This is a genomic window from Kaistia sp. SLG-1 (assembly GCF_059699055.1).
Window position 1 is genome coordinate 3164931 of the sequence record NZ_AP048544.1, and the last position, 17524, is coordinate 3182454.

The 17524-nt window shown below is 66.7% G+C and carries 18 protein-coding genes and 1 riboswitch; of the genes, 8 read left to right on the plus strand and 10 right to left on the minus strand.

What is annotated here, in order from left to right; all coding sequences use genetic code 11:
• Positions 1–6 precede the first annotated feature (6 nt).
• Positions 7–1503 carry an ABC transporter substrate-binding protein gene (locus tag AC6HZP_RS14365; RefSeq protein WP_497523407.1) on the minus strand — a complete coding sequence of 499 codons (1497 nt, stop codon included), beginning with the start codon at positions 1501–1503 and terminating at the stop codon, positions 7–9.
• 48 nt (positions 1504–1551) lie between these two features.
• Positions 1552–2340: an NAD(P)H-dependent oxidoreductase subunit E gene (locus AC6HZP_RS14370; RefSeq protein WP_497523408.1), complete on the minus strand. Its 789-nt coding sequence runs from the start codon at positions 2338–2340 to the stop codon at positions 1552–1554.
• Between the two features lie 118 nt (positions 2341–2458).
• Positions 2459–2684: riboswitch (cobalamin riboswitch) on the minus strand.
• Positions 2685–2904: 220 nt separating this feature from the next.
• Between AC6HZP_RS14370 and AC6HZP_RS14375 the strand changes: the two genes are divergently transcribed.
• Together AC6HZP_RS14375 and AC6HZP_RS14380 are read left to right on the plus strand one after the other, a co-directional pair.
• On the plus strand, positions 2905–3165 hold the full coding sequence (locus tag AC6HZP_RS14375; protein WP_201399825.1) for a hypothetical protein: 261 nt from the start codon (positions 2905–2907) through the stop codon (positions 3163–3165).
• A gap of 107 nt (positions 3166–3272) precedes the next feature.
• Positions 3273–4061, plus strand: coding sequence for a class I SAM-dependent methyltransferase (locus AC6HZP_RS14380; RefSeq protein ID WP_497523409.1), 789 nt, complete (start codon positions 3273–3275; stop codon positions 4059–4061).
• Between the two features lie 89 nt (positions 4062–4150).
• On the opposite strand, the gene AC6HZP_RS14385 is transcribed toward AC6HZP_RS14380, so the two are convergent.
• The 5 genes from AC6HZP_RS14385 to AC6HZP_RS14405 all read right to left on the minus strand — a co-directional run bounded on the left by AC6HZP_RS14385 (position 4151) and on the right by AC6HZP_RS14405 (position 8578).
• Positions 4151–4846 carry an acid phosphatase gene (locus AC6HZP_RS14385; protein WP_497526805.1) on the minus strand — a complete coding sequence of 232 codons (696 nt, stop codon included), beginning with the start codon at positions 4844–4846 and terminating at the stop codon, positions 4151–4153.
• Between the two features lie 416 nt (positions 4847–5262).
• Positions 5263–6225, minus strand: coding sequence for an alpha/beta hydrolase (locus AC6HZP_RS14390; RefSeq protein WP_497523410.1), 963 nt, complete (start codon positions 6223–6225; stop codon positions 5263–5265).
• Positions 6212–6859, minus strand: coding sequence for an RraA family protein (locus AC6HZP_RS14395; protein WP_497523411.1), 648 nt, complete (start codon positions 6857–6859; stop codon positions 6212–6214). Before AC6HZP_RS14395 ends, AC6HZP_RS14390 begins: the two co-directional genes overlap by 14 nt.
• A gap of 25 nt (positions 6860–6884) precedes the next feature.
• Positions 6885–8072 carry a UxaA family hydrolase gene (locus tag AC6HZP_RS14400; protein ID WP_497523412.1) on the minus strand — a complete coding sequence of 396 codons (1188 nt, stop codon included), beginning with the start codon at positions 8070–8072 and terminating at the stop codon, positions 6885–6887.
• A gap of 59 nt (positions 8073–8131) precedes the next feature.
• Positions 8132–8578: a UxaA family hydrolase gene (locus AC6HZP_RS14405; RefSeq protein WP_497523413.1), complete on the minus strand. Its 447-nt coding sequence runs from the start codon at positions 8576–8578 to the stop codon at positions 8132–8134.
• A gap of 47 nt (positions 8579–8625) precedes the next feature.
• Between AC6HZP_RS14405 and AC6HZP_RS14410 the strand changes: the two genes are divergently transcribed.
• From AC6HZP_RS14410 to AC6HZP_RS14425, 4 genes are all read left to right on the plus strand, one after another.
• Positions 8626–9306 (plus strand): GntR family transcriptional regulator, encoded by a 681-nt coding sequence (locus AC6HZP_RS14410; protein WP_497523414.1) that lies wholly within the window; start codon positions 8626–8628, stop codon positions 9304–9306.
• Between the two features lie 126 nt (positions 9307–9432).
• Positions 9433–10449 (plus strand): sugar ABC transporter substrate-binding protein, encoded by a 1017-nt coding sequence (locus AC6HZP_RS14415; protein ID WP_497523415.1) that lies wholly within the window; start codon positions 9433–9435, stop codon positions 10447–10449.
• 150 nt (positions 10450–10599) lie between these two features.
• Positions 10600–12111 carry a sugar ABC transporter ATP-binding protein gene (locus tag AC6HZP_RS14420; RefSeq protein ID WP_497523416.1) on the plus strand — a complete coding sequence of 504 codons (1512 nt, stop codon included), beginning with the start codon at positions 10600–10602 and terminating at the stop codon, positions 12109–12111.
• On the plus strand, positions 12108–13130 hold the full coding sequence (locus tag AC6HZP_RS14425) for an ABC transporter permease (protein ID WP_497523417.1): 1023 nt from the start codon (positions 12108–12110) through the stop codon (positions 13128–13130). Before AC6HZP_RS14420 ends, AC6HZP_RS14425 begins: the two co-directional genes overlap by 4 nt.
• A 70-nt stretch (positions 13131–13200) precedes the next feature.
• Here the strand turns inward: AC6HZP_RS14425 and AC6HZP_RS14430 are convergent, their stop codons facing one another.
• Positions 13201–14277 (minus strand): hypothetical protein, encoded by a 1077-nt coding sequence (locus AC6HZP_RS14430; RefSeq protein ID WP_497523418.1) that lies wholly within the window; start codon positions 14275–14277, stop codon positions 13201–13203.
• A gap of 740 nt (positions 14278–15017) precedes the next feature.
• Between AC6HZP_RS14430 and AC6HZP_RS14435 the strand changes: the two genes are divergently transcribed.
• Entirely contained in the window at positions 15018–16283 is a 1266-nt protein-coding gene (locus AC6HZP_RS14435; RefSeq protein WP_201399836.1) for a porin, read from the plus strand.
• 59 nt (positions 16284–16342) lie between these two features.
• On the opposite strand, the gene AC6HZP_RS14440 is transcribed toward AC6HZP_RS14435, so the two are convergent.
• Entirely contained in the window at positions 16343–16651 is a 309-nt protein-coding gene (locus tag AC6HZP_RS14440) for a hypothetical protein (RefSeq protein ID WP_497523419.1), read from the minus strand.
• 253 nt (positions 16652–16904) lie between these two features.
• On the opposite strand from AC6HZP_RS14440, the gene AC6HZP_RS14445 reads away from it, so the two are divergent.
• A complete protein-coding gene (locus AC6HZP_RS14445) occupies positions 16905–17162 on the plus strand; it encodes a YjhX family toxin (protein ID WP_497523420.1) in 258 nt (85 codons plus the stop codon).
• 55 nt (positions 17163–17217) lie between these two features.
• Here AC6HZP_RS14445 and AC6HZP_RS14450 read toward each other — a convergent pair whose 3' ends face one another.
• Complete coding sequence (locus tag AC6HZP_RS14450; protein WP_201399839.1) at positions 17218–17523, minus strand: chorismate mutase; 306 nt, start codon at positions 17521–17523, stop codon at positions 17218–17220.
• Between the last annotated feature and the right edge of the window lies 1 nt (position 17524).

Sequence of the window (17524 nt, forward strand, 5' to 3'; positions counted from 1 at the left end):
GGATCGTCACTTGGCCTCGCCGATATCGGCGCGCAGCACGTGATAGTCCGAACCCCAGGGCTCGTAGCCGGCGAGCGCCTTGGAGAGGCCGACATGCCAGACCGGCGAGACCAGGAACGTGACGGGCGCGTCCTCGAACAGCTTGGCTTGGGCTGCCGCCGCGATCGCCGCCCGCTTGGCCGGGTCGGTCTCGTTGGCGAAGCCGTCGAGGATCGCGTCGAACGCGGGATCGGCATAGCCGGAGAAGTTGAGGCCGGCGCCAGTCCGGAACGTGCTGTTCAGGAAGAAGGCGGGATCGCCGGTCGGCGCCGTGTGCTGGGCCCACAGGAAGATATCGAAATCACCGGAGCCGGCGACCTCGTTGGAATTCTCGACGATCCGCGTCTCGACCTCGATGCCGAGCGCCGCGAGCTGCGCCTTGACCACCGGCAGCATGGCGACGAGATCTGGCCGCTGCGGATAGGCAAGCACCGCGAGCTTGAGGGCGGCGCCGTCCTTGCTGCGCTTGCCATCCGCGCCGGCGACCCAGCCGGCCTCTGTCAGAAGCTCGGCTGCCCTGGCGACGTCGGTCGTCCGGGGTTCCTTGGCCGCGAACGGGAAATAGGGCGCATAAGCGCCGGTCGCCGGCAGTCCGCCATGGATCGCCAGCACCAGCTGGTCCCGGTCTAGTGCGAGGTCGATGGCGCGGCGCACCGCGGCGTCGGCGAGCGCCGGTTTGCGGGTGTTGAGATAGGCGAGATACTGATAGCCGACGGGGAAATCCTTGATCGTCAGCTCCGGGTTGGCCTTGAGCCGGGAAATGCTCTCCGACGGCAGGCCGAAGGCGAGGTCGAGTTCGCCGGCCTCGAAGGCGAGTGTCATCGCCTGGCTGTCGGCGAACTTGCGGTAGGAGACCGGGCTGCGCTTGTCGGCGCCGTCGAAATGCGGGTTCGGCTCCAGCTCGATCTCGGCATCGGGCCGGAACGTCTTCACCGCATAGGGACCGCTGAAGGTCGCCGTGCCGTCTTCCTTCAGATGGTAGATGACGAGCGGCCATTCGGCGAACAGCGCCTGGATCAGCGCCACCGGCTTTTCCGTCGTCACCTTCAGCGTCAGCGGATCGACCGCCTCGAAGCGCAGCGTGCCGCCGGTCGCCAGCGCCGCCTTGTTGTTGGCCATCGTATGAGCGAGCCCGGCGCCGACCGTCTCCGCCGAAACCGCCGTGCCGTCCGAGAAATGCCGGCCGGGCTTCAGCTTCACCAGCCAGGTGAGTTCATCGGCCCGCTCGGCGCTCTCGGCGAGCTCCGGCACCAGCACGCCGTCCTTGTCGACCGCGAACAGCGTCTCGCCGACGCCATGGCTGGTGAGCGCCCAGCCATTCGGGCCCTTGGCGGGATCGAGCCCGGAGGTGATGAAGGAAGCGCCGACGCGAAGCGTCTCGGCGGCCGAGGCGGGCACGGAAAGCGCCGATGCCGAGGCAAGCAGCGCGGCGGAGACGCACAGGGCGCGAAGCATGGTCTTCATGCGGTTTGGTCTCTCTGATGGAGGGAGGAAAAGGAATGCCGGCGGCGTTCAGCCGCGCAGCCTTTGCTTGCGCCCGGTCGGCGCATAGGCGAGCGCCGGGACGATCCGGCCGGCGAGGAGATGCTCGTCGATGATCTTGTCGACGCCGCTCTCGGTGACGCCGCCGTAATAGGTGCCTTCGGGAAAGACCTGCAGGACGGGAGCGAGGTTGCAGGGGCCGAGACAGGTCGATTTCGCCGTCATGACGCCGTCGCCGACGGTCCGGAGCTTGCGGCGCTCCTGCTCGTTGCGGAGATGGCCCCAGATGACGTCGGCGCCGGCCGCGTTGCACGGACCGCCCTGGCAGACCAGGACGCGGCGCTTCTGCGCCGGCACCAGCGAGGCATCCGGCAGCGGCCTTTCCGGAAGGGCGACGGGCGGCCGCGCGGCGCTCGCCTCAATCAGCTCGTCGACCAGGCCGCCGAGCGCCGGCGCTTCCTCGGGCGGCGCCGCGATCCGGATCACCGGCCAGGCGTCGCCATCTTCGGCGAGCCAGCGCTGCAGCGTCCGCCCGAGCCAGGCGTGGAAGCTCGGCTCCAGCGGGATGAGCAAGGGAACGATGACGATCTCGGCGAAACCGTCGCGCCGGAGCGACAGCATGACGTCGCGCAGCGTCGGCGTCCCCTGCTCGGAGAAGGCGAAGACGACATGCTCGCTTGCTCCCCGCTGGCTCTGGATGCGCGCGGCGAGCCGTTGCATTTCCCGCATCGGCGCCGCCGCGAAGGCGGATTTCGCCAGCAGCACGACGGCGCGGGCCGGCGGCCCGGCCTCCGGCCGAGCAGCTTGAATAGAGGACATGTTTCCGACTCCCCGGCGGAACGGGCGAGAGGCCGGAAAAGACCGCATGAATGGGGAATCCGGGCGGAATGCGCCCGTCACGACCAGCCAAACGTTCCCTGTGGACACCCCGCCCAAGGACATTGCACCGGTCAGGGCAGGTCTCCTGGCTCGCGGGTCGATGCCGTCGCTGCCTGTCTTCCCGGCGATCTCTCGCCAGTGACGTAGAATGGCAGCGCGGCTCACCGCTTACAGTTGCGGGGGCAGCTCCGGCCTTGCCTCGGTCCTGGACCGATCGGGCGCACCGGGTTCCCTCTTAGCTCTCTGCCTTGCGGTCAGAGAGAACCTTGACCGGCGCCGAACCTAGCGAGGACGACGCCCAAGTCAACCGGGTGGACCGCGCTATGGCGCCTGCACGGAGGCGTTGCAGTGAGCGAACGCGACACCTCCCTGAATGGCGACGGGCATGACCTTTGGGACACACTCGCGGAGGTTTCGGGAGGTTTTTCCCGGCTGGACCGCATTCGCCGCACACAGCTATGACCGACTCAGCTAAGCATCGTCTCAGCGTTAAGGAGACGTTAAGTGTTTGATTCGGCGGTCTACTACGTCCAGCCCAATGAAGACCGGGGCTTTGCCATCATGAGCCAGACAGGCTCGCTCATCGGCGCCTTCTCGTCGCATGACGTGGCGCTTTCCATGGCCAAACACCTCGGCAATTCCGCCGCCGAACTCGGCATGGCGGCGCGCGTCTTCGAGCGCTCGGACGACGCGCATGAGACGCTGGTGTTCGAACGCTGGCCGATCCGCCTGGCCGACCTCCCCTGGGACGCCGTCACCGACTGAACCGCCCGCTACGCGGGATCGCGCACTACCCCCTGCCCCGCCGGCTTGACAGCCACGCGCCGATCTGGTGAATGGCGCGCCCGCAGCGAGCAGGAGGCGCCTCTTCCATGGACATCTCGACCGTCGCCGCGCATTGGGAAGCCAATGCCGAAGCCTGGACCCGCCAGTCGCGCGCCGGCTATGACGTCTACCGCGACGCGCTCAACACGCCGGCCTTCCTCGCCATGCTACCGCCGATCGCGGGCCTCGACGGTCTCGACATCGGCTGTGGCGAGGGTTCCAACACGCGCCAGCTCGCCGGCCTCGGCGCGCGCATGACGGCGATCGACATCGCGCCGACCTTCGTCCGCCATGCGCGCGAGAGCGAGGCGGCCGATCCGCGCGGCATCGACTATCGCGTCGGCGACGGCATGGCCCTGCCCTTCGCGGAAGCGCGCTTCGACTTCGCCACCGCCTTCATGTCGCTGATGGACATGCCGAACCAGTCGGCCGTTCTCGGCGAGGCGCGCCGCGTGCTGCGGCCGGGCGGCTTCCTGCAGTTCTCGATCCTGCATCCCTGCTTCGTGCCGCCGCGCCGGCGCAACATCCGCGACGCGACGGGCGAGCCCGTCGCCGTCGAGGTCGCCGATTATTTCGAGACGATCGACGGCAAGGTCGAGAGCTGGTGGTTCTCCTCGCTCCCCGCCGCCGAGCGCGCCAAGGTCGAGCCCTTCCACGTCCCGCGCTTCCACCGGACGCTGAGCCAATGGGTCGAGATGGTCGTCGGCGCCGGCCTCGTCATCGAGGCGTTCGGCGAGCCGCGCGCGAGCGTCGACGCAGCGGCGGCCGAGCCCATCATCGCCGACACCCGCGTCGCGCCGATCTTCCTGCACATAAGGGCACGAAAGCCGGGTTGAGGCAGGGCGCCGATCTGGTGAATGGCGCGCCCAGATGAAGAAAGGGGCGCCCTTGGGCGCCCCTTGACTGGGTGAGGGCCGAAAGCCGTTTACATGCCGAGATCGGCACGAAGTTCCGCCCTGGCCTCCTCATAGGCCTTCTCGAAATCGGCATCGTGTTGCAACTGGATGGCGATAACCGCCCCGGAGATGCGCCCCATCTCGATGTCGGACGGGTAGTGAATCCCCGCCACGACCCGGTTGTGGCCGTACTCCCAGGCGCGTGCCATGATCTCAGCGCGCTTCTCCGGAACCATGTCGGACAGGATGATGCCCATCATCGTTCCAACGGTCGTGTGACCCGACGGCCAGGAGCCGGAGGTCGTCGGCTTGACGATGGGCTTGACGAGATCGCTGAGCATATGGGGGCGCGGACGCTTCCAGACATCCTTGGCCGGATCAACGACCGCGCCTTCCGTCGCCGCAACGCGCTCGAAGAAGGCATCGACCTTCGGCAGGGCGTCCTTGGTGAATTTCGGCCCCATGACGTCAGCGAAGCGCCAGACATTCTCTTCGGCATCCGCCTTGGCGCGCGCCTCCATGTCCGGTGTGCGCGTCACCTGCAGTCTCAGCACTTCGGCGATTTCAGCCTTGGTCTCCGCTGAATCGTTGGCCGGCGGAGGCGGCAGGATCATCGTCAAATCGACGTCCTTGGCGGTGAGGAAAGGCTTGGCGTCCTCGGCATTCGCGGCAGTGCCGACAACGAGAAGGAGGAAAAGCCCGGCGAAGGGGGCAAGTTTCTTCATGGAGGCTGGATCCTGACAGAGAAAGCAAGCAAGGCGCCGATCCTCGTTCGGCATGATAACAAGCCAATGACAGTCCCTGTGGTGGGCGCGTAGGCCGGAGTGACGCCGCGAGCTGGGTGCTCGCGTGAGCGAAGCCTCGAAAGAGGATCCAGCAGAGCACCCCGGCTTGCGGCGAGGTTGGCGGGATCAAAGCGCGCCCGGGACCCTCCTTCGAGGCCCGGCTTCGCCGGGCACCTCAGGATGATGGTTGAGTCCTGGCACTGCGGTTCGAGAGCCTGTTGTGACGCGTGCTCTGAGGGAGCCCTTACGGCCCATTTCTCCGCTCAGCCATCATCCTGAGGTGCTTCGCGTGAGCGAGGCCTCGAAGGAGGGTCCAGCAGGGCCCCCCGGCTTGCGGGTTGGTGAGTCTGGCGCGCTCAGCCGACCCTCTCCATCCATTCCGCCACCGCCTCATAGGCGGCGATCGTCCCCGGCGGCGGGGTCGGCACGCCGATGAAGCCGTGGTTGACGCCCTGGACATGCCTATAGGTCACGGCCACGCCGGCCGTGGCGAGGCGGGCGGCGAAGAGCGCGCCGTCCTGCGCCAGCACGTCATAGGCGGCCGTCACGATCAGCGTCGGCGGCAGGCCGGCGAGATCAGCGAGGTCGGCCGCGAGCGGCGAGCAGCGCGGATCGTTCCATTGGTCGGGATCCGGCGCGTAGAGCCCACGGAACCACAGCATGTCGGCCGTCGAGAGGCCGACGCTGCCGTCGCCGAAGGCGCGATAGGATTCGCCGACGCCGATAGCCGTCATGTCGGTCACCGGATAGAAGGCGATCAGGCCGGCCGGCTGCCGCCCGCGCTCGCCGATGCCCGGAAGCACGGCGGCGATCGCCAGCGTCGCGCCGGCGCTGTCGCCCGCGACGAAGACGCGGTCGGGATCGGCGCCGAGCCCCTCCGCCCGCGCCGAGAGATCGGCGAGCGCCGCGTCGGCGTCGTCGGGCGCGGCCGGAAAGGGATGCTCGGGCGCGAGGCGATAATTGACCGAAACGACGATCGCGCCGGTCGCGATGGCGAGCCGGCGGGCGTTGCGGTCATGCGTGTCGTAGCTGCCGAGCACGAAGCCGCCGCCATGGAAATAGACGATCAGCGGCGCCGCGGCGCTGACGCCAGGCCGATAGAGCCGCGCATGCAGCGGCCCCGCCGCGCCGGCGACCTCGATCGCCTCGACCACGACCACTTCCGGCATGCGGGACGGATTGGCCTGCATCTCCTCGAACATCGCCTTCGCCACGTCGGGCCCGACGTCGGGAAAGGCCGGCCGGGCGCGGCGCGCCTTGACACCCTCGACGAGCAGCGAATGCAGCGGTTCCGTCGGGGTCAGGTCAGAATTTGCCATATTTCAGATAGGCCTCTTGTGGGTCCGTGCCCGCGAGGATCGCGGTGCGTACGCGGTTTTCCGTGGCGATCGCCGTCTCCGCCCGCTCGACTACCTCGCCGAGATGTTCGGCCGGAATGCGGACCAGCCCGTCGCGATCGCCGAGGAAATAGTCGCCCGGACGGATCGCGATGCCGCCGATCTCGATCGGCACCTCGGTCGCCACGGGCAGCCAGTGTCCGACGATATCACGCGGGGTGAAACCACGGCACCAGGTCTGGAAGCCCATCTCCAACAGGAAATTCACGTCGCGGGCGTAACCGTCGACGATGCAGCCGCGCACGCCCTTGTTCTTCAGCGTCTCGGCCGAGAGCTCGCCCATATGCGCGACGATCCGGTCGTTCGGCTGCGACACCCAGATCGAGCCGGAAGGCGCCTTGGAGAGGAGCCCCGTCCAGGCGAGCAGGGTCTGGTGGCCGTCGGCATGGGGATCGGCCCGCCCCTCGATGGTGAAGGCAGGCCCGGCAAGCGCGCGCTCCGGCAGGATCGGCCTGAGCTCGGCCGGCAGCGTGAAATCGCGCAGCCCCATGGCGCGCATGACGTCATGCACGACGCCGGTGTAGCACGCCTCCAGGCGCGCGGTCAGATCGGTCAAGTTGTCCTCCCCCCACTCGCGATTGTCAGACCGGCAGGCAGGCCGGTCCGATGGGCTCGAAGCTCTTGTAGCCGAGCACGAATTCCTGGTGCGCGAGCTCTTCCGACTTGGTGCGCCCGCCCTGCCCGAGCCCGACGACGAGATCGTGGATCTCGCGGCCGACCGCGTCGAGGCTCGCCTTGCCCTCGATGATCCGGCCGGCGTCGACGTCCATGTCGTCCTCCATCCGCCGGTAGGTCTCGGGATTGGCGCAGATCTTCACCACCGGCGAGATCGCCGATCCGACGACCGAGCCGCGGCCGGTGACGAACAGCACGGCATGGCTGCCGCAGGCGATCAGCTCGGCGATCTCGGCATTGTCGTTGATGTTCGGGAAGCCGAAGCGCACCTCGCCGTCCGGCACCACGTCGAGCAGATAGAGCCCGCCATGCGGCGGGATATCACCTGGCTTGATCAGGCCGGAAATCGGCGAGGCGCCTGACTTCGCATAGGCGCCCATCGACTTTTCCTCGATCGTCGTCAGGCCGCCCTCGGCATTGCCGGCGGCGAACGAGCCATAGCCGAGCGTCGCATAATAGCGCGCCGCCTTGGCGACGGACTGCTCGAGGATCATGCCCAGTTCCGGCGTCACGGCCCGCGCGGCCATGATGTGCTCGCAGCCGATCAGCTCGCCGGTCTCCTCGAAGATGCACGCCGCCCCCGCCTCGACGAACAGGTCGAAGGCGCGGCCGGCGGCCGGATTTCCTGAGATGCCGGACGTGCCGTCGGAACCGCCGCAGACGGTGCCGATGATGAGCTCGCTCGGCTCCATCGGCACGGTCGGCGCGGCGTCGAGCGCGGCGCGCTGCTCGGCGACGAAGGCCCTGCCCTCGTCCATCGACTTGCGCGTGCCGCCGGTCGTCTGGATGACAATGGTCTTCACCGGCCGGCCGCTGTCGCGCACCTTCTTTTCCAGCGCGTATTTGTTGAAGCTCTCGCAGCCGAGTGAGATCAGGAGCACCGCGCCGACATTCGGATGGGTGCAGAGGCGCTCCATCATCCGCTCGGCATAGGCGTTGGGATAGCAGCCCGGAAAGCCGATGACGTGGACATCGCGCTCGCGGAAGGGAATCGCGATCTCGCGGGCGACGTGATGGGCGCATTCGACGAGATAGGCGACGACGACCGTATTGCGGATGCCCTTGCGGCCGTCGCTGCGCAGCCAGCCTTGCATGGTGGATGTCCGGGCCAAGGCCGGCGGGACGGGCGCGGCTTCCGTTGCGATCGCCATGCTCATCGGCCTGCCTCCGCCTCGTTCGCGTCCATCAAATGATAGGTCGGCGTGTAGTCGCTCTTGACGTTGTGGACGTGCACCGGCGCGCCCGCCGCGATCGCCTCGGTCGCGGTGCCGATCGGCGCGCCGTATTTGACGATCTTCTCGCCGGCCCGGATCGGCCGCCGCGCCAGCTTGTGACCGAGCGGCAGATCGGCGGCGAGCGTTACCGTCGCGCCCCCCACCGCGATCGACGAGCCCGCGCGGATCCGCGACCGCGCGACGAAGACGTTGTCGGCATCCGACAAAAGCAGAAGCCGCGCGTCGGTGCCATCGACTGCGATGGAAGACTCGCCAGCAAGTTGTTGCAAAGGCTCATGATCAGGAAGCGGCATGGCAATCGGGCTCTGCTCAAATATCCGTCTCTCGATAACCGAGCTATCGGATCGAGCGGACAAAAGAAACAAAAAATTTTTTATTGCTAGCCGATCGAATACGCGCTTATCGTTGCGGCATGCCCAAGCTGAAACGAGCCACACTTGCCGAGCAGGCCTATGAGGAGTTGCGGAGCCAGATCGTCTCCGGACGCCTGCCGGCCGGCCAGCGCCTGCTGGCAGACCAGCTGGCGGGCGAGCTGATGATCAGCCAGACGCCGGTCAAGGAAGCGATCGCCATGCTGGCGCGGGACGGCCTGGTCGAGGGCGCCTCGCGGCGCGCCTCGGTCGTCCGTCACTTCACGCCCGAGGACATCCGCGAGATCTTCGAGGCGCGCATGCTGGTCGAGCTGGATGCGCTCGGTCGCGGCATCGCCTCGGGCCGCGCCACGCCCGATTTCGTCGCCCGGCTGCGGGCGATCTTCGAGGCGCATATGGCGGAGGTCGGCAAGCAGAACAGCGATGCGCTGGTCGACGCCATCCGCCTCGACCGCGAGTTTCACGAGCTGATCGTCCAGCTCGGCGCCAACGACACGATCGCCAGCTGGCATCGGGTCATCCAGCGCCAGACCCAGACGATCCGCAATTTCACGCTGAAGAGCTACTCGCTGGAACGGACGCGGCGGGAACATTCCGCGATCGTCGAAGCCGTGGCGAAGGGCGAGGCCGAACAGGCCGTCGCAGCGCTCCGGGCGCATCTGCTCGCGAGCCGCGACGCCATGATGTCGCGCGAACCCGGGGAGTTTCCGGTCCGCGCCTGAGGGCGGACGACACTGAAGGTAAGGCGCGATGTCGGAGGAGGACGTCGTCGGGGGAACAGCAGCACCGGAGAACCGGGCAATCCCTCGACACGGGACTGCGTGACTGAACCAGTGGGAGGAAACCACATGAGGACCTTGAAGAAGGCCGCCCCGATCCTGGGCGCGGCACTGCTGGCGACGATGATGGGGGCGAGCGGCGCCAGGGCCGACGGCGAGAAGGTGGCGGTCGATCTGACGACGCTGACCTCGCCGTTCTGGACCTCCTACAACCGCTACATCGTCGAGGAAGCCAAGAAGCAGGGCGTCGACCTGCTCGAGCCCTTCAATTCCGAGTTCGACACGGCGAAGCAGATCACCGGCGTGCAGAACGCGCTATCGCTCGGCGCCAAGGGCATCATCTTCTCGCCCTTCGAATCCGCCGCCGCCGGCTCGGTCCTGAAGGCGGCCGAGAAGGCCGGCGCCAAGGTCGTGGCGGTCGACGTCGCGCCCGACAACGGCCCCGTCGCCATCGTCGTGCGCGCCAACAACCTCGCCTATGGCGAGAAGGCCTGCAAATTCATCGGCGACCACGTCAAGGAAGGCCCGGTCGTGCAGATCATGGGCGACCAGGCCTCGATCAACGGGCGCGATCGCGGCAACGGCTTTCGCGAGTGCATCACCAAGAACTATCCGAACCTGAAGCTGCTCGAGATCCCGACCAAGGCCTGGTCGGGTGAAGACGCCGCCGCCGGTCTCGACGCGCTGCTCAACGCGCAGCCCGACCTGAAGGCGATCTACATGCATGCAGGCGGCGTGTTCCTCGCGCCGACGCTGCAGACGCTGAAGCGCAAGAACCTGCTGAAGCCGGCAGGCACGGAAGGCCATATCGTCATCGTCTCGAACGACGGCATCCCGCAGGAGTTCGACGCCATCCGCAAGGGCGAGATCGACGCCACCGTTTCGCAGCCGGCCGACCTCTACGCCAAGTACGGCATCCAGTATCTGAAGGAAGCGATCGCCGGAAAGACCTTCGCGGCCGGCCCGACCGACCATGACAGCACCATCCTGGAGGTGCGTCCGGGCGTGCTGGAAGACCAGCTCTCGGCGCCGTTGGTCACCAAGGAAAACGTCGACGACAAGGCCTTCTGGGGCAACCAGCTCTAAGGGCATCGAGGGTTCGGGAGGTCCGCCTCCCGAACCCTTTCAAAGGCTTGCGGTCACCACCTGACGGAACGGATCAGGCAGCATCGCCTGATCCGCCAGATCCGGAGAAATCGATGCCCTTTCCTTCCTCTCGCCGTGGGCGAGGCGCACATGACCTCGATTGACCCTGCCATCCCGATCGTCGAGGCCCGCGGCGTCTCCAAGCGCTACGGCCCGACCACCGCCCTGCACGAGGCGCACATCAAGGTGTTCGCAGGCGAGTCGCACGCGCTGGTCGGCCGCAACGGCGCCGGCAAATCGACGCTCGTCGGCATCCTGACCGGCCTGCGCGCACCCGATTCCGGCCAGGTGCTGTTCTCGGGCGAACCCGCACCGGCGATCGCCGACCGCGAAGGCTGGCGCCGGCATGTGGCCTGCGTCTACCAGCACTCGACGATCATTCCGGACCTGACCGTCGCGGAAAACCTCTTCATCAACCGCCATCCGACCGAGCGCGGCTTCATAAGCTGGTCGACGCTGCGCCGCCGCGCCCGCGAGCTGCTCGATCAATGGGGCGTCGCCGTCTCGGAGGACGCGCGCGCCGGCGACCTGCGCATCGAGGCGCGCCAGCTGGTCGAGATCGCCCGCGCCCTCTCCTATGGCGCCCGCTTCATCATTCTCGACGAGCCGACGGCCCAGCTCGATGGCGATGAGATCAAGCGGCTCTTCATTCGAATCCAGGAGTTGCAGGCCGCCGGGGTGACGTTCCTGTTCATCTCGCACCACCTGCAGGAGGTCTATGAGATCTGCCAGACGGTCACCGTGCTGCGCGATGCCCGCCACATCATCACCGCCCCCGTCGCCGACCTGCCGAAGGACCGGCTGATCGAGGCGATGACCGGCGAGCATGTCAGCCTCGGCGTCGCCGATGCGGCCGGGCGAACCGTGCCGGAAGACGCCGCCGTCGCGCTCGAAATCGACCGGCTTTCCGGCGACGACTTCAAGGATGTCTCCTTCAATGTCCGGCGTGGCGAGGTCGTCGGCCTCTCGGGTCCGACCGGCGGCGGCCGCATCGGCCTCGCCGAGGCGGTCGCCGGGCTCTCGCCCTATTCGGCCGGCGCCATCCGCATCGACCGCAAGCCGCTGCCTTCCGGCGACGTCACCGCGGCGCTCGAACTCGGCGTCGGCTGCGTGCCGAAGAGCCGGCACGACCAGGGCCTCGTCCTGTCGCAATCGGTCGCCGACAACGCGATCATGACCGTGAACCGGCACATGGGCCCGCTCGGCTTCATCGCGCCGAAACGCCGCGCCGAGCTGACGAGCCGGACGATCCGCTCGCTCGGCATCGTCACCCAGGGGCCCGACCAGCTCGTTTCCGGCCTTTCCGGCGGCAACCAGCAGAAGGTCGTGATGGGCCGGGCGCTCGCCAACGATCCGTCCGTCCTCGTGCTGATGGACCCGACCGCCGGCGTCGACGTGAAATCGAAGGAGGCGCTGCTCACCGTGATCGAGCGGATGCGGCAGGAGGGCAAGGCCATCCTCGTCGTCAGCGGCGAGATCGAGGATCTGAAGACATGCGACCGAGTGCTGGTGATGCGGCATGGATCGGTCGTCGCGGAACACAAGGCAGGCTGGAGCGATAACGCGCTCGTCGCCTCCATCGAAGGGATCGAGCTCGCATGAACACGCATCCATCCGCCACGGCGACGACGATCGCCAGCGCCGCCAAGCCGGCGTCGCGCCGGCCGATGATCCGCCTGCATGACCTGGCGCTGCTGCCGGCGCTGGTGATCCTGATCGTCATCGGCGCCTTCATCAGCCCCGCCTTCCTGACCCAGGGCAACGTGAACACCATCCTCACCTCCTCCGCCGCGCTGGCGCTGGTGGTGCTGGCCGAATCGCTGATCATCATCACGGGCAAGTTCGATCTCTCGCTCGAATCGACCGCCGGCTTCGCCCCGGCGATCGGCGCCCTGCTGGTCCTGCCGGTCGCCAACAACGGCTTCGGCATCGAGCTGCCGACCTTCGTGGGCATCCTGGTCGTGCTCGGCGTCGGCGCGCTGATCGGCCTGATCAACGGCATCCTCGTCGTGCGCTTCACGCTCAACGCCTTCATCGTCACGCTCGCCATGCTGATCATCCTGCGCGGCATGCTGGTCGGCGCCACCAGCGGGCGGACGCTGTTCGACCTGCCCGACGCCTTCTACGCGCTGATGGTCATCACCTTCCTCGGCCTGCCGCTCGCGGTCTGGCTCGCCGCGCTCGCCTTCGCCATCGCGGCCGTCATGCTGCGCTATCACCGGCTCGGCCGCGCGCTCTACGCCATCGGCGGCAATCCGGAGGCGGCGCGCGCCGCCGGCATCCGCGTCGAACGCGTCACCATCGGCGTCTATATATTGGCGGGCATCCTGGCGGCGATCGGCGGGCTGGTGATCACCGGCTATGTCGGCGCCATCAGCGCCAACCAGGGCAACGGCATGATCTTCACCGTCTTCGCCGCCGCCGTGATCGGCGGCATCTCGCTCGACGGCGGCCGCGGCACCATGTTCGGCGCGTTGACCGGCGTGCTGCTACTCGGCGTCGTGCAGAACCTGCTGACGCTGGCGCAGGTGCCGTCCTTCTGGATCCAGGCGATCTACGGCGCCATCATTCTCGGCGCGCTGATGATCGCCCGCCTCGCGTCCGGCCACGCGCAGACCTGAGCCGACGGGCAAACGAAAGAAGCCGCCGCGTTGGACGCGGCGGCTTCTCCTTTCCGGGGGGCAGAATCGATCAGATCCGGCGGGCCAGCTTGCAGAGCTGCACCAGATCGGGGTCGAACGACATCGGGTTGCGCAGGATGGTCGGGCACTTGCGCGCCAGCGCCTGGCGCTCGCCGCCACTCAGGCTGCTGTCCGAGACCGACGTCGGGCCTTTCGGGTTGCCGGGATTGCCCGGTCCGCCAGGATTACCCGGGCCGCCCGGACCACCGGGGCCGCCCGGGTTGGTGGCGACGCGGCCGCCGCAGGATCCGCCCACGCTCAGGCAGAGATTGAGCAGGCCCGCCTGGTTGAGCACACCGAGGCGCGTGTCGATCAGGCCAAGCAGCTTGGAACGGTCGCCCGTGCCGCAGCCGGAACCGCCGCCTGCATTCACGCAGACCTTGGCCAGCTCCTTGTTGGAGAGCACGGCCGCCTTGGCGTGGATGCCGCCGATCAGGTCGGACCGGACCTTCGCATTGGCGACGCCCTTCGGGCCGAGCACGTTGGCGGTCACCTTGGTGCCGCCCTTGTTGACGCCGCCCTTGGCCCCGCAGCTGGCGCCGACATTGACGCAGACATTAGCGAGTTCCTGCTTCGACAAGAGCTTCAGCCGCGCGTCGACCAGGTGAATCACCTGCTCGCGGTTTCCGCCGCAGCTGGCGGCGCCGCCCACACCGAGGCAGAGCCGGATCAGCTCCCGCTTGCTGAGGAGATCGATGCGCGCGTCGATGCCGGAAAGCAGCGTCGATTTCGACGTGTTCTGCAGCGCACTCCCGCTCGGAGCCGTGCCGCCGCCCGAACCGGTCAGGCCGCTCGTCACGCCGCCGACCGTATTGCCCACGGCGCCGGTGACGCCGTTCACCGTACCGCCGACGGCATTGCCGAGATTCGAAACCGTGCCGCCGAGCGCGTTGCCCGTATTGGTCACGGTATTGCCCAGCCCGCCGCCGACGGCGCCGCCAACAGCCCCTGTCACGCCGGAAACGGTGTTTCCCAAGCTGCCGGTGACGCCGCTGACGACGCCGCCAAGACCTTCGGAGTGGGCCGGCATCAACATGGTGCCGATCAGGAATGCCGCCGAAGTCACTGTCATTCGCAATATAGACATCTAGCCCTCCTTTCCCGTCGAGTGCGTGGCTCACCTCAACCGCGCATTCGTCAACGAAACGAGATTGACAGGGTTCCAGATGAAAACACGAATGATATTCATGTGATCAGGCGATCGCGAAGCTAGATAGGCTCCCGCTGCGATATTCCGCCTGTAGATCATTCGAATTTTAGATTATTTGCCGCACTGCAATACTGTCGGCGGCACCCGGCGACGCCCCTCTGCCGGAGCGTCACCCATGCAAGTCGTTTTACTTGCCTCCGAGACGTAGCGAACATCGCGCCAATGCGCGTCAGAAACCCAACGGAAGCCGAGGCGTTTCGGATGAATTTGGCGCCGCCATATTTTGGACGCGATCCGAACAACTTTCGCCGAAAAACCTATAGGCATGTTATTTCAAGAAATATACAGCCGATATACAAGTCACCTGAATATGAATTGCCGGCAAATTAGTCGATTGATCGGGATATTAAAACAACTCGCAGAAGTCATAATCCCGTAATACTTCGATTCAGAGATGATTCTACCTTGCGACAAAACCTGCCATGGCTAGGTTGCGACTGCCTGCCACGAGGGGTCGTGGCGGGTGTCGGATGCGGCGTTCACGGGGTGGTGACGCGCAACGACCAAATCGCATAGGGGCGTCGAGTGCTTCAGTCGTCGAGGCCGGTCGGATCTGCGGGTCCGGCCGCGTGCCGGCACGGCGGTGTTCGAAATCTCCAAAAATTGGAAGGTCAGAAATGACGTTTAAGTCTCTTATTCTCGGCTCCGCGGCCGCGATCGTCCTCGCCGGATCGGCCCAGGCCGCCGATCTCGCCATTGCCGAACCCGTCGACTACGTGAAGGTCTGCGACGCTTTCGGCAAGGGCTTCTTCTACTCGCCCGGCACCGACACCTGCATCAAGGTCGGCGGCTACCTGAAGTTCGTCACCCAGTTCGGTGACAACGACTACAGCGCCTTCAACAAGATCTACAAGAACAGCACCTGGAACGGCTTCTACACGGAAGCGTCGATCCAGCTGACCGCTTCGTCGATCACCGAATACGGCAACCTGACCGGCTGGATCGACTACCGCGCCAGGACTGGCAACGACGTCGGCTCGGGCTCCATCGCCAACCTGGTCAACGCCCAGACCAACTCGGCCTATGTCGACACCGCCTGGCTGCAGTTCGGCCCGATCAAGGCCGGCCGCTTCGACTCGCTGTTCGACTTCGGCCAGGGCTTCGACGACACCGGCATGTTCGCGTCGGACACCAAGACCGACCACATCGAGCTGTCCTACGCCATCAACGGTTTCGGCCTGACGCTGTCGCTCGAAGACAACCGCGACCGCGGCGCCGTCGGCAATTACGACGTGTTTGACGGCAACGGCAACCTGATCGCCACCGGCGGCCAGACCAACATGCCCGACATCGTCGGCGCCGTGACCTACGCTTCGGGCATCTTCAGCACGAAGGTCGCCGGTGCCTACTTCAAGCACGCCATCGACATCTCGGGCGGCGGCGTACCGGGCAATCCGTACACCTACGACAGCAAGGACGGCTTCGCCGTCGGCGGCATCGTCGAGCTGGCCCTCGACAGCATCTCGAAGGGCGACAAGGTGCAGTTCTCGGCGAGCTACGCCCAGAACGGCAACTCGTTCACCGGCATCACCGGCGGCACGTCGGTCGCCAACCTCTCCAGCTCGATCACCGGCAACGCGGCCCTCGACGCCGTTCCGGGCAACAGCTGGAGCGCCTTCACGTCGTACAAGCATGTCTGGAACAGCCAGATCTGGACGTCGGTCTCCGGCGGCTATGCCTCGTTCGACAGCAAGGCCGACTTCGCCGCCTGGAACGATCGCAGCTTCGACGCCTGGCGCGTTGGCACGACGACCAACTTCACGCCTGTGAAGGGCCTCGATCTGCTGGTCGACGTCTTCTACAGCTCCGTCTCCTCGGACACGGCGAAGGTCAAGGACGGCGACGCCTGGCAGACCAACATCTTCCTGAAGCGCTCCTGGTAAGCTTCGGCCTATCGTGAATGCAAGAAGCCCGGCGGAGCGATCCGCCGGGCTTTTTGCTGTCAGCTCGGCATCAGCGCCAGCATGATGCCCGCCCGTTCCCGGTCGGGATCGCCCTCGCCCACCGGCTGCCCGGCGCGGCCGTACCAGTAGCGCGCGTTCCAGAGGTCGCCCTCGACCCGATGGATATGGGCGTGAACCCAGGCGCCCGCCCGGCTCTCGTCCTCCTGGACGAGCGCGTGCGCGGCCTCCCAGTTGCCCTTCTCCAGATGCCAGAGCGCGGCGAGCGGCGCCGACAATCCTTCCGGCGGCTGCGACGCCGCGAGCGATGTCCGAAATTCGGCTGCGGTTGCCGTGCTTTTCTCCACCATCCGTCTTCCTCCCGCGTTGCGTTCCGGCAACGGCCCGCATTTCCCGATGCCGGCTGCCTGACGCAGACTTGTCCCCACGGCATGATACATCTATGCACGGGACCGTCTTCAGGAGTTTGGATGTTCCATTCGCTTCAGTCCCGGTGATCCCCTGCCCCCGTTAGGCAGGGTCAAGAAGCCCGCGCGCGCGTCGTCGCTGCGCGGCCCGCTTTGCTGCGGCTTTTGATCACCGAATATCCGGACGAAGCTTTCCATGAACGTCTCGAAACTCGAGCAGCGCATCCTGCATGCGCTCGCGCAGGGTGCGACAATCCGTCATCACAGGAACGAACAGGGCCGCATCGTCGCGGTCGATTGCGCCACCCGCGAGGGCTGGATCCTCTCTGACTGCACCGTCGAACTGTTCCAGCGCCTGAGGCGCCGGCGCCTGATCGCGTCCCGGGGCAGCGCGCCCTATCGCATCACGCGCGCGGGCCTCGACGCGGTCCGCGCCCAGTTGAACAATCGCTGAAACGAAAAAGGCCGGCGGATGGATGTCCGCCGGCCTTTGTACCTTGCCTCGAGATCTATCGCGCGAGGCGCGCGGCGATGGTCCGCCGCTCATATTCGATGTTCCACTCGATCAGCCGGCGCCAGAGATCGCGCGCCAGCCCTTCGTCGAGACCCGCCTCGACCGCCGCGGCAGCCACCCGGTCGAGCACTTCGTCGACCCGCTCCGGCACCAGCGCCTCTTCCGGCGACGACTTGATCTCCGCCATCCGGCGCACATAGCCGAACCGCTCCGCCAGCACCGCGACCAGCTCGGCATCCAGCCGATCGATCTCGGTTCGGATATCGCTCTTGGTCACGCACTCGGCCGGTGTACGCGTCATG